The organism is Thalassomonas sp. RHCl1 (assembly GCF_947387555.1).
GTDB lineage: Bacteria > Pseudomonadota > Gammaproteobacteria > Enterobacterales > Alteromonadaceae > Thalassomonas.
This window is the reverse complement of sequence record NZ_CANDNZ010000020.1, coordinates 1-16,218: the sequence shown is the minus strand read 5'-3', so window position 1 is coordinate 16,218 and position 16,218 is coordinate 1. Positions and strand designations below refer to the sequence as shown.

Below are 16,218 nucleotides of genomic sequence, written 5' to 3'. Positions count from 1 at the left end.
AAAGCCCGGTCTAACCGACATTGGCAATGTTAGTGATTTCTTCGGTAAGCTGTCCGCTCTCCATCACCACCCGGCGCTGGCATTTATCCGCCAACTTAGGATCATGAGTCACCAGTACCAAGGTGGTGCCAAATTGCTGGTTGAGGTTAAACAGCAACTCGGTGATATGCTCGCCGGTACGGGTATCCAGGTTACCTGTGGGCTCATCGGCAAATAATATATCCGGTTTGGAAATAAAGGCGCGGGCAATGGCGACCCTTTGCTGCTCACCCCCGGATAACTGGGAAGGGAAATGATCGATGCGATCGCCCAGGCCTACCTGTTCAAGCAAGGCCTTGGCGCTTTCCCTGGCATCCGCCATATTGGCCAGCTCGGCGGGCAACATCACATTCTCAAGTGCGGTTAAACTGTTAACTAGAAGAAACTGCTGGAAAATAAATCCCACGTGCTCTGCTCGTACCTGACTGCGCTGCTCTTCATTTAGCTGGTGCAAACCATGGTTTTTAAGATAAACTGCACCTGACGAGGGGAGGTCCAGTCCGGCAAGCAAGGATAACAAGGTGGTTTTACCTGAGCCGGAGGAACCGACAATCGCCAGTGTTTCACCTGCATTAACTTCAAGATTTATCTCGAGTAACAGATCCAGGTTTTTATTTTCCAAGGCAACTGACTTGGCTAACGCATCGGCTTTAAGGATAATTTCGGAATTTAACTTCATGATAAAAAATACTTTTTTTACTTTGTTAATGTTTTGCTTGCTAACCCTAAGTGCTCAGGTTAAAGCGACCAACTCTATTGTATTACTAGGTGATAGTCTCAGTGCAAGCTATGGAATGCAACAAAATGAAGGCTGGGTCAGCTTACTTAATCAAACCCTCAACGAACAAAATGCCCCTTTTATGATCACTAATGCTAGCATAAGCGGCGAGACCACAGCAGGCGGTTTATCTCGCCTGCCGGGCATTTTATCGAAAGAAAAAGTCGATTATCTCCTGATAGAACTCGGCGGTAATGACGGCCTGCGCGGCTTTCCCCCCAAGCTGATTAAAAACAACTTGTTACAAATAATTCGACTCGCCAAGGCAAAAGATATTCCGGTGGCGATCATGAATATCCGTATTCCCCCCAATTATGGCCCCAGATATAACCAGTTATTTACCGATACCTTTGCCCAGGTCGCCAAACAGGAAAATATTCCATTATTGCAGTTTTTTATGGAAGACATTGCCACCAACCCGAAGCTGATGCAGGCAGACGGCATACACCCGAATCAGGCAGCGCAGCCGTTAATTGTCGAGGTCATGCATAAACAGCTTAACCAGTTACTGCTAAAGAGCAGCAAATAAAGAAAAAGCCAAACAAAAGATAACGAACAGCAATTTAACACTATCAACAACTTTTTACTTTTCATAGTAAATTGAACAACCTGAGGGCCAAATGGAATTTATCTGGATACTTTTTGCGTTTATTTGCGGCCTGGCATCAAAGTCGGTGTCGCTGCCCCCTTCTATCGGCTACCTGTTTGCCGGATTTTTACTGCATTTTCTCGGCTTCCAGGCGGATGACAATCTCCAGGCTCTGGCAGATTTAGGTATCACCTTGATGTTATTTACCATAGGGTTGAAATTAAACGTCAAAGATTTATTCAAACCGGAAATCTGGCTCGCCAGTTTAAGCCACACCTTGATCTGGGTGGTAACTGTTGCCGTACTCTCCAAATTATTAATCATGGGGGCCGTAGTCTACTTTGCCGATCTCGATTTTGCTACCGCCGCCTTAGTCGCTTTTGCCTTAAGTTTCAGCAGCACGGTTTGTGTGGTCAAACTACTGGAAGAGCAAGGGGAAATGAAGACCCGCCACGGCAAACTCGCCATCGGCATCCTGGTGATGCAGGATATCGTCGCGGTGATCTTTTTGGTACTGGCCACAGGGAAAACCCCTTCTGTCTGGGCACCGGCGCTGTTGGCTTTAGTGCTGCTGCGCCCGCTGCTCAGCCGGGTGATCAGCCATGCCGGTCACGGCGAATTAATGCCTTTGGGGGGCTTTTTCCTGGCGCTAGGCAGTTATGAATTGTTTGAACTGGTCAATATCAAAGGGGATCTCGGCGCCCTGCTAATCGGCATGCTACTGGCCACGCACCCCAAAGCCACCGAAATCTCCAAGTCGCTGCTGAGTTTTAAAGACATCTTCTTGATCGGCTTTTTCCTGACCATAGGCTTTACCGCCCTGCCCGACTGGCAAATGCTGGGGCTGGCATCGTCACTGGCGCTGCTGTTACCGGTAAAATTTGTGCTGTTTTTCCTGCTGCTGTGCGCACTGAAAATTCGCTGCCGGACCGCTTACTTAAGCGCCCTGGGGTTAAGTAATTACAGTGAGTTTGGCCTGATTGTTACCGCTATCAGCGTCAAGGCCGGCTGGTTGGCCAGTGAGTGGCTGGTGATCCTGGCGCTGGCGGTATCAATCTCTTTTGTCCTCACCAATGTACTCTATCGTTTTTCCCATATCATCTTTGCCCGCCACAAAGATTTCCTGAGAAAATTCGAGCGCGACACCCGCTTGGCCGAAGACGTATTCGAACAGCCCGAGGATGCGCCCGTTATCGTTATCGGCATGGGCCGGGTCGGCATGGGTGCCTACCAGGCATTATCCACCCACGGCAATACCCGGGTTTGGGGTATGGATGCCGACAAGGAAAAAATCAAACAGATCAGTAAAAAAGGCATGCAGGCCTGTTACGGCGACGGTGAAGATGCTTTTTTCTGGGAAAATATCGACCTGAGTAAAATTCATTTGATCTTACTGGCACTGCCTTCGGTACAAGACAGCAAAAGCATTGCCAGCCAGTTAAAGACCGCCCATTACCAGGGACAGATTGCCGCCATCGCCCGCTATGACGATGAACGGGAAGAGTTGACGGAATACGGCATAGACAAGGTCTTTAACTTCTACACCGAAGCCGGGGTCGGTTTCGCCGAAGAAAGTTTAGCTATGCTGCCGCAGGGATGTCCCGAGCCGGTTGGCAGCACAGGCACCTAAGCATACCGCCCGTTATCTCTGTATTTGTTGCCGGTAAAAGCATCAGCACAGAGATAACGGGCCCTCCAACCCTTCCCTATAAAGCAGCCCCATGCCTGATAATGCTTCCCCGACTGTCATTTCATCCGTCAAGGTTTTATAAAAAGCTATTGAATTAATGGTAAAGCCAACCATACTAAATTTTCAGCTTGGGAAATTTCTATAAAGGAAAAATCACCAAAAGAGACACTTTTGGTTAAAGCAAACGATTTCGCAATCGAAAGCAAATCACGCTTTGCAACAGCGACAATTTCCCCTTATTTCTCAGGTAAGCAATACTTCTTCACCATGGAGGCCCGAGCCATGTTTGGATTGTTTAAACGCCACGATGTCGAAATGTCACCCCAGGTGCGCGGCTGTATTACCGATAATGGTAAACCTGTTGCCGGAATAGTGGTGGTTCGTCGCCTGATGTATGAAGGTTACGAAGACGGGAAAGAGCAAGTTGCCTATGCATCAACCGATAGTGAAGGTCGGTTCTCATTTGAGAAAAAAATGATTAAATCACGTCTGCCCGGGCGTATGTTTGGGGCAAGCGTACCGGTTTTACAATCTATCTATATCGAAAAGGATAACCCTGAAGATCAGGATGATCCTTATTATTTTCTTTGGTCTACAAGTAAAAGTTGGCGTTCGATTGCTCCGCTTTCAGCACTGATGCTAAAGCTTAATGGCGACTTACAAAATAAGGAAGTTCATCATGAAATCAATACCCAGGATTATGGAGGACGGCTGAGGCAGCCCATCATTTCAATATGCCATTGGCAGGGAGAGCTGATTTCAACCTACTTTAATAATGAGTTGATTGCTTCCTATGATGAAATAATCTGACTTTTCATCTATAGTCGTTTTCACCAAGTGAATGTCAATGGAGGATGTTCTTTTGTTTAACAAAAATAATTGTTATACATATCAACCAGTCACAGTTCATCAAGCTCAAATGTTTACCTGCCGAATCACCGTGAGTGCTATTTCACTACTTGTTGGAGGCCAAAGCCATGTTTGGTCTGTTTAAGCGCCATGATGTGGAAATGTCACCCGAAGTGCGAGGATGCATCACAGATAATGGCAAACCAGTCGTCGGTATAGAGGTTATTCGTTCTCTTATGTATCAAGGTTACGAAAAAGGAAAAGAGCAAGTTGAGTATGCATTGACCGATACCAAAGGTCGATTCTCATTCGAAAAAAAGATTATTAAGTCACGACTACCTGGCGATATTTTTGGGGCAAACATGCCCGTTTTGCAATCCATTTATATAGAAACAGATAATCCTAAAGATCAAGATGATCACTATTATTTTCTTTGGTCTACAAGTAAAAGTTGGCGTTCAATTCCTCCTCTGTCAGAGCTTATGCTAAAACTTAATGGCGATTTAAAAAATAAAAAAGTGAAACATCTTATTGATGCTTCAAATTTTGGAGGTCGACAGCGACATGTCGTCAGTTCAATATGCCATTGGCAGGGGGAGCTGATTTCAACCTATTATAACAATGAATTGATTGCTTCATATGATGAAATAACTTGATCTATCTATTACGAAATAACGATACTATTTTAAGGATAAAATATGCCTGCTATTTCCCCTCTTATTGCTTCTGACCTTGCTGCTGCGGCCTATAACATTAAAGGTTCTTTACCTAAAAATTATCATTTAGAGCTTGCCCCTGAGACTGAAAAACATTTCAAGTTTAATCTATCAGAGCATATCTATACCGGTACATCCGGCGGTTTTTTCTGCCGTCAAGCAACAGGCTTCGTTTTAATCGGCCAGGGCTATAGCAGAGAGCATAAAAACGATCATGTCATTGCTATTCGCGGCACGGATTCATTAGCCGATGCTCTCACTGATATTACCTGCCATAGCTGTAACAGTGATAATGGCGCTTCGGTGCATACCGGTTTTCAAAGTACATTTGCTTCATTCAGATCCGGCTTAATGGCCTATTTCAATCAAGCGGGTTTATTTAACGGCAACACTATTGTCCATTGTGTCGGTCACAGCCTTGGGGGCGCACTTGCATCCTTAACCGCAGACTGGATAAAAACAGAGTTTAAAAGAAATGTTTATCTCTACACTTTTGGTGCCCCCAGAGTTGGTAAAAAAGACTATGCCATCAGCAACAGCGCCCGGGTAAAAAAAATGTTTCGTTGTGTCCACGGTGCAGATCCGGTACCGAAAATGCCAGTATGGCCTTTTTACCATGCTCCTATCAATGGTCATGAATACATATTGTCCCGTGCCCAAGGCATAGACCCGAAGGCTCACTTTATGGATGGCACTCCTGGCTATATCAACACCGCAAACGTCAACGACTGGGAAAGTTTGCACTGCCAAGCCGCCTGCTCCGTCAGTCAGCGGGTGGTACTCAACTACCAAAACCGTACTGAAACTACCTATTCCAGCTTTTGGGCCGACAAGATTGCCGCAGCATTAATGACATTGATGATAGACGGCGGCGCCGCAAGCATTATTGCTTCCCTGCAGGCCACGGGCGCCACCATAGGCACGGTCTACGACATCATGGCCAGGGCCTTAGTCGATATCTCAAAAATTATCGGCATGGAAAAGCAACTCAAAGGCGTATTAGGCTACATGCTGGTTTTTGCCGGTAAAAGTGCCTATATACCGATTGAATTTACCTATAAATTTATCCGCTGGGTATTTACAGTTACTATCGGCCGCTTACAAAAAGCCGCAAAGTTGGCGCTAAAGCAAAGTAATTAAAATTAGCTGATACAGTATCGTCGGCATAGTTCAATACCTTACTTTGAATTAATTCCCTTGATGCTGTGCAATAACCGCCAAGAACTGCTCGCCGTATTTATCCAACTTGCTGACACCTACTCCGCTGATATTTAACAATTGCTCCCTATTCTCAGGCCGAATAGTGATCATTTCCATCATAGTCGCATCATGAAAAACCGTGTAGGCGGGAACACCATGCTCATCTGCCAGCTGTTTTCTTAACGCCCTGAGCGCTTCCCATAAAGGCTGGGCGTATTCAGGAACAGCTGCTGCTGATTTTGATGCTTTTTTCTTTTTCATCTTTTCGGTGTTATCTTTGCGCAGTTCAATGCTTTGTTCGCCGCGCAATAGAGGGCGGCATTTCTCAGTCAGCTTAAAGGCGCCGAAACTGTCCATATCGGCATATATATAACCGCGCGATACTAACTGGCGGAACACAGAATGCCACTGATTGCTTTCCAGCTCACTCCCTATGGCATAAGTACTCAGTGTTTGGTGATGAAACTGCTGCACTTTGGCCGTGCTTTTCCCCAGAAGCACATCAATAAGATGATTGACGCCAAAACGTTGCCCGGTGCGGTAGACACAGCTCAGCGCCTTACGCGCCGCCTCGGTGCCGTCCCAAGTTTGCACCGGGGTAATACAGGTATCGCAATTGCCGCAGGGCTGGGGCAAATGTTCATTAAAATAGCCTAATAAGGTTTGCCGGCGGCAAGTGGTGATTTCACAAAGCCCTAACATGGCATCCAAGCGCTGGCGCTCGATGCGCTTTTGCATGTCGGGGGCTTCAGATCTGTCCAGCATCTGTTTGAGCTTGATCACATCCTGTAAGCCATACACCATCCAGGCAGTCGCCGCCTGACCGTCACGCCCTGCCCGCCCGGTTTCCTGATAATAAGACTCTATGCTTTTTGGCAGGTCAAGATGGGCAACAAAACGGACATCGGGTTTATCTATGCCCATACCAAACGCTATGGTAGCGACGATAATAATACCGTCTTCCCGTAAAAAACGGTTTTGATGCTGCTCTTTCATCTCAGGTGCCAAGCCGGCATGATAAGGCAAGGCCTGCAAGCCTTGCTGGCATAACCAGCTGGCGGTTTCTTCGGTTTTTTTACGGGACAGGCAATAGACAATACCGGCATCATGTTCGTGTTCGCTGCGGATAAATCTTAATAACTGCTGGCGGCCATTGTGCTTTTGATTGATACGGTACTGGATATTAGGCCGGTCAAAGCCGGCAATAAAATGCCTGGCCTGATCCAGCTGTAATCTCTCACTGATTTCCTGATGTGTACGGGGGTCCGCCGTCGCCGTTAACGCGATGCGCGGCACCGAGGGAAATTGCTGGTGTAATAGCGACAACTCCAGGTAATCGGCCCTGAAATCATGTCCCCACTGTGAAACACAATGGGCTTCATCAATAGCAAATAAAGCAATGGAGCATTGCTGCAGCATGGACAAGGTTCTGGCTTGGGTTAAACGCTCGGGGGCAATATAAAGTAGCTCTAATTCTCCTTGAAAAAGCGCCTGTTCAACCGCAAAGGCCTGATTGTTATCAAGGGTTGAATTTAAAAAACCGGCATTAATGCCCAGCTGGGTCAGTGCATTCACCTGGTCCTGCATTAAGGCAATCAGTGGCGAGATAACAATGGCACAGCCCGGGCGGATCAACGCAGGTATTTGATAACAAAGAGACTTACCGCCACCCGTTGGCATTAATACCAGGGCATCGCCACCATTAATCACAGTGTCAATGACTTCATCTTGAGGGCTTCTAAATTCCGGATAACCAAAAACGGTATTGAGTACCGACAGGGCTGCTTTATTCATCGGGGAGGTTGATTTGTTGATAGTGTAAAAGTTTTAGCATGTGCTTGATGTTTTTGCGAATGATTGTTTATGCAAACATGAGTTATCTTTTTTAAAAGAGGAGCTTTGCTGCCGGGCGGACAAAAGCAGTACCGCGTCCGCCCATAATAAACAGGCACTCAGAGCAAGTTTTTCTCTTTCAGCCGCGGTAGATAGGTTCTGGAGACAGGCACCAGCAGATCATTGCTCAGCCTTAACGACACTTTGCGCTCCTGCTTAACACTTTCACGAATGGCTTCTTCTGCCACCCACCAGGATCTGTGGGTTTGCAGCCCCGGGTAATGAACCAAGTCTTCTAAAGCATCTTTTAAACGCATCAATAACATATGATGCCCTTTATCGGTATGCACCTTAAGATAATGATCATCCATTTCCAGGCACAGTAAGGTGCCGCGTTTATCTTTTGGCAACTTAGCCATAAAATTAACCCTGGTTTCCTGCTCCTGCTGGTGCTCCTGTTGAATTTGTCTTTGCTGCGCTAATTGCTCATTTTGGTGCTTAATATAGTTTTTAAGCCATTTCACCAAGGTAATGATCACACCTATTAAAAAGGTTTTAGGAAAGAGAACGGGTAAATCAGCAAGATAATCGGCACTACCGCCCAGATATAACCAACTGATAAAAGTGATCACAAAACACATCAAAAATCCGGCGACCACCGACAGCAGCAATAATCCCGCCCAGGAAGGCAAGGGAAAACGCTGCAAATATTTGCCTCCAAAAAAGAACAAAGGCGAATAAAGCAAATGCCCGGCAAAGCAGGCGGTCACCCAAAAGGCAATGTTGCTGCCCAGGGCAATTTTGTTCATACCAAAAGGCGCCAACAAGGCTAAAACCACACCTGCGATCAGTAAAACCAGACAATCCGTCGCGATTGTCTTTTTATTGAACAACCGGCTTTCAGTTTGATATTTAAGGAAAAATTCACGAATCGTCAATGGTACTTCAACCTTTACTGTGCTTTTTACGAAAAAATGTTGCGGTTCACGTAATCTGCCTTGGCGATCACACCTGCCTATTTTAAAGTTTTTTCAACGCCAGGCAATGGCTTCTTTTACACCCTGAGTGATTTATACAAAAACATAAAAAGGAGTACTTTTATGATTAAAACAGCAAACAGATTATTCATCACAGGCGCATTCACCCTGAGCAGCTTTTTTGCCCAAAGCGCCAATATCCAGCTGGAAATCACCGGGATAAAAAACGACCAGGGAAAACTCTATATCCAGTTATTTAATGGCGAAGAAAATTATCACCAGGGCAATGCCGAGCTGGCGACAATAGCCAAAGCAAAATCAGGTAGTGCCACCCTGACCTTTGAGGATGTCGATAGCGGCGAATATGCCCTGCGCTTTTATCACGATGAAAATAATAACGGTAAACTCGACAGCAACCTTTTTGGCATGCCCACCGAAGGTTATGGTTTTTCCAACAATGCCCAGCCAAATTTTGGCCCGGCAAAATATCAGGAAATGAAATTTCAGGTAAGCGGCGACATCAAGCTCTCCAGCAAAGTTATTTATTAATCACAGCCACTATTAACAACGGACAGTATGATGAACAGACGCCACTTTATAAAAAATTTATCCATAATCGCCGGTAGCGGCCTGGCAATGGCCCCTGGTATGCAGGCACTGGCAAAAATAGTAGAACCGGCTCCATCAGCATTATCGTCAAAGGCACAATTTGCCCGTGCGCTAAAGAACAATCCCGCCTTGATAGGCTTTGCCAATATCACGGAAAACTTTGCCTTAAAAGCCTTAACCATTGAGGGGAAAATGCCGGGGGATTTAAGCGGTACGCTTTACCGTATCGGCCCGGCAGGCCATGAACGGGGCAATCTCAGGTACAGCCACCTGTTTGAAGGTGACGGCATGCTCCACAGCTTTAATTTTTCTGACGGCAAAATTTTTCACCAGGGGAAATTTATCAATACCCCGAAATTTGCCACAGAAAAGCAGGCGGGCAAGTTTCTCTACTCGGGACCGGATACCAAAATCTCCGGTGCCCTGGCGGTGCATCATGCCGACAGTATCAACCCCTCCAATACCAATGTGATCAGCGTTGGCGATAAGCTCTGGACACTGTGGGAAGCAGGCTCGCCGATGCAGGTTAACCCGCAGACACTGGACAGCAGGGACTGGGCCAACCTCGGACAAAACAGCCCATTTGAGCAAAGCTTAAAAGGCATGCCGTTTTCTGCCCACCCGAAAATAGATCCCGGCGGCGATATCTTTAATTTTGGTCTTAACGGCAATGGCCAGGCAGTGTTCTATCATTTGTCGGCAAACGGCCGGATGAAAAATGCCGCCGTGGTCGATGCCGGTTATCGCGGCATGCTGCATGACTTTTTAATCACCCATAAACATGTCTTGCTGATCTTACCTTCCCTGTCCCCCAATGGTACGGGTAAAGGGTTTTTTGAGCGCACCCGATTTGAAAAAGAGCAGCCGATGCGGGTATTAGTGATAGATAAAGCTGAGTTAACAATTAAGAAAAGCTATCAACTGCCCCCGGGCTTTGCTTTTCATTTTGGCAATGCCTGGGAGGAGCGTGACGGCACCATACATTTTGACGCCAGTTTATATCCGGATGTCAGCTCGTTACATAATTTATCAACCTTGATGCAAGGCGAGGTAGGCAAACATACCAACCGCTCACAAACCGTGTTATATACGCTAAAACCCAATGGCGGCTTTACTCAGCAATACATTGACGGCGACAGCGAGTTCCCTAGAATTTATGATCACCTGGTTGGCCAAAGAAACCGTTTGCTTTACACCACAGGCAATAAAAACAACACCCTTTGGGCAGATTCGATACGCAGGTTAAACACAGATACCGGGGCAGTGGATGAATATTATTACGGTGAAGATTATCTGGTTGAAGAGCATGTGATCACCACCACTAAAGCCCGTGAAGGCAGTGGTTACCTTCTCGGCACCGCGTTACATGTGCCAAGCAAGCGTACCTGCATTAACCTGTTTCAGGCCGATAATCTCTCGCAGGGGCCGGTCATGCGTGCCTGGCTGCCTTATCATATTCCCTTGGGGTTTCATGGGAATTTTCAAAGAGCTTAATCTACAGTCAGCATTAAAATATCAGGGCGGGCATACCGCCCTCATGGCAAATATAACGCCAGCTTTCGGCGGTCTTTCACTGGCCCAAACTTTGTCTTCTTCAACCTAAAGCAAGCTGGCTTCTGAGCTTAAGCTCTATTAAACTGGCAAGCCATAATAATGAATAAGAAAAGTGAAATGCCTGACTTTGCCGTACTTGCTGTGTTTATTCCCACCTTCTTTTTTGTCTCGATCACCCCGGGTATGTGCATGACCTTAGCCATGACCCTTGGCATGAGTATCGGCGTAAGACGCACATTATGGATGATGATGGGAGAGTTAATCGGTGTTGCCATAGTTGCCGTTGCTGCGGTCATGGGCGTAGCAAGTGTTATGCTGAACTATCCCGAAGCTTTTGCGATATTAAAATGGCTGGGAGGGACATATTTAGCCTATATCGGCATAAATATGTGGCGCGCCAAAGGTAAAATGGCCTTAACCGATGATATTGAGCAACAACAAGTAAACCGCTCTGCCCTGTTTTATCAGGGACTGATCACGGCAATTGCCAACCCTAAAGGCTGGGCATTTATGATTTCTTTATTGCCTCCTTTCATCAACGTTGAAGCTAACCTTAATGTGCAATTGGCGATACTGCTCAGCATTATTATGCTGACGGAATTTACCAGCATGATGGCATATGCTGCCGGCGGTAAAAGCTTAAGGCTGTTCTTAAGTCGTGGTGATAATATCAAATGGATGAACCGTATTGCCGGTAGCCTGATGATAGCTGTAGGACTTTGGCTAGCCTTAGGGTAATTGGCAAGTAATCGCTGTTAGTGCTTGTAGGTGCTGTATTGTGTTTACATATCCGGGCAGGCATAAAATAACGGCGGGTTAAATGAAATTCCGGCACTGGTAGATGAGCATTTTATACCGGATGTATAGCAAAACGCCTAAATTAAGCGAAGAGCTGCTCACAACAAATCGTGAGCAGCCAATAACGCATTCATTTCATTCACAATATCAAGAAGACTCTTAAAAAAACAGAAGAATCCGTGTTTTTATAAGCACATTACACCGGCGCTACAATTAACATATCAGTATGTAGATAAGCCGTTAATTTCTCAGCGGTATTACCTATCAGTTTTCCCTTAATGCCGGTGCGGGCCATCGAACCAATCACAACGGTATGTGTTTTAGATTTTGTTGCCACGCTGGCAATACACTTTTGTGGATTGCCAAATTTCACATGTAGGTTTTCTTCATCAATATGATATTCCTTCGCCAGGGCTTGCATCTGCGGCAAATATTTTTCACGTACTTCATCTTGATAACGTGCTTTATCAATAACATCAAGATCTATAAGTACTTCCGGCAACTCAAAACAAAAGCAGCAGTGTAATGCTGAATCAAATGTCTTGGCAAAGTCTGCTGCGGCAGACATCACTTGCTCGCGCATTAACTTACCTTCTACAGAATCATTTTTTAAATCAACCGCAGCCATCACAGTACTTTGGCTTTTCCATTCATCTTGACGAACCAAGTAAACAGGAATTCGACTTTCCCGTAATAAATACCACTCGGTTGATATATGGAAAAAACTGCCGGTGCCATGGTGCTGTGCGACAATAAAGCGGTAGTCGTTGGTGGAAACTTCTTGTAAAACAGCTTTATATATTTCCCTTTTCCACTGCGTTTCAACCGTGATATTGCTGGTGCCGTGCTCTAGTTGTGCAATTTGATTTTGAACCCATTGATGGCGTTTATCGATAATTTGCTGTTTAACCTGCTCTACCTGCTCGGCAGTAAAACTGCCAACAGACTCAAGCTCTTCATGGCAAAAGGCCATAATATGAATGTCTGCACAATAGCGTTCAGCCAGTTGCAGCGCCTTATTTATTGCCGTGGGGCTTTCATCTTCCCGGTGCGCTATTACAAGAATTTTGCTCATTTAACACTCCCTGATCGTAAAATAGGTTTATCCCAAATAAGATTATCACTTGAGCTATCAACGTTTTATTGTTTTACATTAATAATTTATGCAAAAGTACGATTTTAATGCAACCGATAGATAACAACTGATTTTCAGGCTTCCCCCAAAAATCCGAGGTGCCGTAATAACAAATAAGTATTTTTATCAATTATTTTTCGGGAGGATTAGCCTACAAGGTAAAACAACTGCGCCTACCAGCGGGCACAGTTGTTTAGCCTGCTTTAACTACGGGTGAATACCTTAGCTGGAATACTTAGCTATATTACTTAGGTGTAATGATCACTTCACCCGGATTAATGGCCAAAGTGACTTTTTGCCCGATAGCAAAACCAGCCTTTTTCAGCCATTTTCCCCTGAGCACAATACAAGGTTCAACATTAACAGGCACATAGTTAATGCCGGTGCCGCGAATTTTCACTGCCGAGTCACAAATAGTTTCCTGTATGGTTAACTGACGGTAGCGGGGATATTTTGCTTTTGCCGGACAAGTCTCTGGCGTATGATGATATTCAGCCATGACGGACTCCTTGGTAAGTTCGTTTTGGTTAGCTATCTCTGGGTGTTACCGCACTCAGGGGTAGCGCTTGTGTTTATTCACTGTTTATTGGTGAGCTGTTTTTTAGTCAGCTATTTATTAGCCAGTTATTTATTAGCCAGTTATTTTAGCTATGGCTAGTAAGTCGCTGCGCTTGATATACCTCCTGTGGTTAATGTTTCCCCCTGTGTTTATAGTAGAAAAAGCGGGATAAATCCGGGTATGGCTGCATTTAATATTATGCTTAACTGCAGATACTGTATAACTTACTGTACGAAGAGTTCAATACTATAAAAAACATTGAGTTAAGGTCACTACAAAAACACTCAACATTACTTGCATATCACGACTAAATCTCAAACAAGGGAGTTCACCGTTATAAAACAACGGGCATCAATTAATTCAGGCCGTTGTCCGGTTTCTTATCGACATGCTTACGCTGCCCTTTATATCGGATCACCGGCCTGCTCTACCCTGTTTTGTTAATTCAGATTATCCGGCAAGGTGTAGCTGCCGTTGAGTCCTAACTCGACAATCGCCTGATTGATCACACGTTCAATTGCCCGGCGAGACTCCGCCGCCCTGTCTTGTTCGTTTTGTGTATCGCCAGGTTGATTGGTTTCCACATCCTTGTAATCAAAACCATGTTGCGCGGGTGAAAAAACCTCGCCAATGACCGATACCGAGCCATCGGTGATTGTTGAAGCCGTGAAGGTACCGGCAACATCCGTTTGAACGGCCCCTTCACTCACACGGTCGTCACATTCAGCTTTATAGAGGGAATCTTCATCACCAAAGCTGAACATGGTTTTAATCGCCACTTTATAACCGTTGGCATTGTCACCGTCGTCTTCTACTTCACCTGGCTGCAAGCTATTGTCTTTTTCCATGGTGCCGTCTAGTCGGCAGCCGGGATAAAATGAGTGGATCATTTTTACATCGTCGTAAAAATTGCCACCAATAAAGGCCGCGAGATCAGCATGGTAAGTCTCTTCTGAGAAATTTCCATTGGGGTTCACCTCGGGCTCTTCTGCATTGGCTTGTTCACCCGCTGTGCCATTAATCACCATATGGTTGCTGTACAAATTCAGTGACTCGCCATTGTTTAGTCTGGCGTCTAAATCTGCTGCGCTGATATTTGCCAACATGGCATTGAAGGCATCGGCATATTGTGGATTATTGACAATATCGTTCAGGGTCAGCGCAGGGATAATAACCGGGTCGGGTTCTGGCTGTGGTTGCTCGTTTGGGGCCGGTAGGTTACGTCCCCAAAATTCCCGGGTATTCAGCGGCCATATATGATGATCGGCAGCTAAGGCTATCATCGCTGAGCCGCCGTTAGAGCGCCCCTCAATAATGATATTGTTCAAGGATATATTGGGATACTGCTCTTTGATCGCTTTATAGAGAAATACATTATCAAATCCCGCGATGTCAGGTGCTGCATGCATGGGACGTAAGTCGCCATCGATATCGGATACACCATAGCCATCAAAGTTATAGGGTGGGTTTGTATCCCGGGTCACACTATTTTCATCGGTGAGATTTAGCCAGTAAAGGGCATTATCCAAATGAGCGGCATCTTTGACTATGTTGTAACGTCCCACCATAAAGATATGTACCGGGGAGTCAAATTGCGCAAAAGCATCTTGCCAATACCAGGCGGCAAAAGCGGTACTGCCGACAATTTTTTTCAGCATAAAATCTTCAAGCAGAGGCCCTACCGGTACATTGCTCACAGTGAAGTCCGCCAGCATGACTTCGTCACCATTGCCATCAACCTCACATAGGCCGTCATATAAGGTGCCGGTAAAATCGCCATTGCCATTAATATAATCAGGCCCGCAAACGCCAAATTCTGTATCAATTTCATCGTACCACTCACCGCCAGAGCCATGATTGAGGAAAATAGTGACCGCCGGCCCCTGCCCGTTTTCGTTAAATGCCCAGTGGTAGGCCTGTTTATAATTGCCGTCGCCGGTATAAACAGTGAAGCGCTCCTGGGGTTTCTCCTTAAAGTCGGAATCAACACCTGCCATGATTTGGCTGCTTGGTATCAAAAAGATGGCTGAGACTAAAGTGGTTTTTAATAAATTCATATTCAAACTTCCTCTTTAAACATATTGTCTGTAGGTTTAATGCCCGTGGTATCTTGCTGCTTTCTTTGTTTCTCAATCGCTTTTCGCGGTTTTATCGCGAGTACATTTTCAATTTCCAGCGACAACAGCTGTTACGGTGGAATAGTAAAAGCCAAAGGCCGTTGTCAATTCACCTATGCAAGTGCACTTAAATAGAAAGCTGTCTCACCTGAATGAATAAAAAATTACCGCTAAAGTAAATTTAGAATAAGACAAGGAAAGTGATTAAGAAGGGTCAATTAGTCTGTTAGCAGGGAGAGGAAGCTAAATTTTCAGGCCTGATGCCGAATAACATGACTGTAAATGCAGAAGCAAAGCTGAAGAGGCCAAAATTTAATGGCAAGCTATATAAAGTGTTTTCGGAATCAGAAAAACAGTAAGCAGAAAAATCAAATTTCAGGCATAAAAAAACCGACTTTCGTCGGTTAATTTATGTAAATTGGCATCCCTAAGGGGATTCGACCCCCTGTTACCGTGCCTGGCTAAAGAACTGCGGGCGGTGTCCTCAAGGGTTAAGCAATCACAACAAAGTCAAATTTCAGGCATAAAAAAACCGACTTTCGTCGGTTAATTTATGTAAATTGGCATCCCTAAGGGGATTCGACCCCCTGTTACCGTGCCTGGCTAAGGAGCTGCGGGCGGTGTCCTTAAGGGTTAAGCAATAACAACAAAGTCAAATTTCAGGCATAAAAAAACCGACTTGCGTCGGTTGATTTATGTAAATTGGCATCCCTAAGGGGATTCGAACCCCTGTTACCGCCGTGAAAGGGCGGTGTCCTAGGCCTCTAGACGATAG

Annotated in this window: 14 protein-coding genes; 8 read left to right on the top strand and 6 right to left on the bottom strand. The window is 45.5% G+C overall.

The annotated features are described in order from the left end of the window. Positions 1–10: 10 nt before the first annotated feature. Positions 11–718: an ATP-binding cassette domain-containing protein gene (locus QL234_RS29360; RefSeq protein WP_281561291.1), complete on the bottom strand. Its 708-nt coding sequence runs from the start codon at positions 716–718 to the stop codon at positions 11–13. Between QL234_RS29360 and QL234_RS29355 the strand changes: the two genes are divergently transcribed. The 5 genes from QL234_RS29355 to QL234_RS29335 all read left to right on the top strand — a co-directional run bounded on the left by QL234_RS29355 (position 717) and on the right by QL234_RS29335 (position 5,801). Beyond that, positions 717–1,346, top strand: a complete 630-nt coding sequence (locus QL234_RS29355; RefSeq protein ID WP_281561290.1) for an arylesterase — start codon at positions 717–719, stop codon at positions 1,344–1,346. The two genes, QL234_RS29360 and QL234_RS29355, sit on opposite strands and share 2 nt — an antisense overlap. 91 nt (positions 1,347–1,437) lie before the next feature. Continuing rightward, a complete protein-coding gene (locus tag QL234_RS29350) occupies positions 1,438–3,036 on the top strand; it encodes a cation:proton antiporter family protein (RefSeq protein ID WP_281561289.1) in 1,599 nt (532 codons plus the stop codon). 231 nt (positions 3,037–3,267) lie between these two features. After that, the gene (locus QL234_RS29345; protein ID WP_281561288.1) at positions 3,268–3,906 is read left to right on the top strand and encodes a carboxypeptidase-like regulatory domain-containing protein; all 639 of its coding nucleotides are present in this window, start codon (positions 3,268–3,270) and stop codon (positions 3,904–3,906) included. A 167-nt stretch (positions 3,907–4,073) separates the two neighbouring features. Beyond that, positions 4,074–4,601, top strand: coding sequence for a DUF6795 domain-containing protein (locus QL234_RS29340; RefSeq protein WP_281561287.1), 528 nt, complete (start codon positions 4,074–4,076; stop codon positions 4,599–4,601). A 42-nt stretch (positions 4,602–4,643) separates the two neighbouring features. Continuing rightward, on the top strand, positions 4,644–5,801 hold the full coding sequence (locus tag QL234_RS29335) for a lipase family protein (protein ID WP_281561286.1): 1,158 nt from the start codon (positions 4,644–4,646) through the stop codon (positions 5,799–5,801). A gap of 48 nt (positions 5,802–5,849) precedes the next feature. Here QL234_RS29335 and recQ read toward each other — a convergent pair whose 3' ends face one another. Then, entirely contained in the window at positions 5,850–7,655 is a 1,806-nt protein-coding gene (gene recQ, locus QL234_RS29330) for a DNA helicase RecQ (protein WP_281561285.1), read from the bottom strand. 158 nt (positions 7,656–7,813) lie between these two features. Then, a complete protein-coding gene (locus QL234_RS29325; RefSeq protein WP_281561284.1) occupies positions 7,814–8,632 on the bottom strand; it encodes a LytTR family DNA-binding domain-containing protein in 819 nt (272 codons plus the stop codon). Positions 8,633–8,794: 162 nt separating this feature from the next. On the opposite strand from QL234_RS29325, the gene QL234_RS29320 reads away from it, so the two are divergent. The 3 genes from QL234_RS29320 (at position 8,795) to QL234_RS29310 (ending at position 11,572) form a co-directional block, all read left to right on the top strand. Next, entirely contained in the window at positions 8,795–9,220 is a 426-nt protein-coding gene (locus tag QL234_RS29320) for a DUF2141 domain-containing protein (RefSeq protein WP_281561283.1), read from the top strand. A 27-nt stretch (positions 9,221–9,247) separates the two neighbouring features. After that, positions 9,248–10,774: a carotenoid oxygenase family protein gene (locus tag QL234_RS29315; RefSeq protein ID WP_281561282.1), complete on the top strand. Its 1,527-nt coding sequence runs from the start codon at positions 9,248–9,250 to the stop codon at positions 10,772–10,774. Positions 10,775–10,951: 177 nt separating this feature from the next. After that, a complete protein-coding gene (locus tag QL234_RS29310) occupies positions 10,952–11,572 on the top strand; it encodes a LysE family translocator (protein ID WP_281561333.1) in 621 nt (206 codons plus the stop codon). A gap of 256 nt (positions 11,573–11,828) precedes the next feature. Here the strand turns inward: QL234_RS29310 and QL234_RS29305 are convergent, their stop codons facing one another. The 3 genes from QL234_RS29305 to QL234_RS29295 form a co-directional block, all read right to left on the bottom strand. Beyond that, complete coding sequence (locus QL234_RS29305; protein WP_281561281.1) at positions 11,829–12,707, bottom strand: universal stress protein; 879 nt, start codon at positions 12,705–12,707, stop codon at positions 11,829–11,831. Positions 12,708–13,011: 304 nt separating this feature from the next. Beyond that, the gene (locus tag QL234_RS29300) at positions 13,012–13,266 is read right to left on the bottom strand and encodes a SymE family type I addiction module toxin (protein WP_281561280.1); all 255 of its coding nucleotides are present in this window, start codon (positions 13,264–13,266) and stop codon (positions 13,012–13,014) included. 500 nt (positions 13,267–13,766) lie between these two features. Next, positions 13,767–15,383 (bottom strand): hypothetical protein, encoded by a 1,617-nt coding sequence (locus QL234_RS29295; protein WP_281561279.1) that lies wholly within the window; start codon positions 15,381–15,383, stop codon positions 13,767–13,769. Positions 15,384–16,218: the final 835 nt, after the last annotated feature.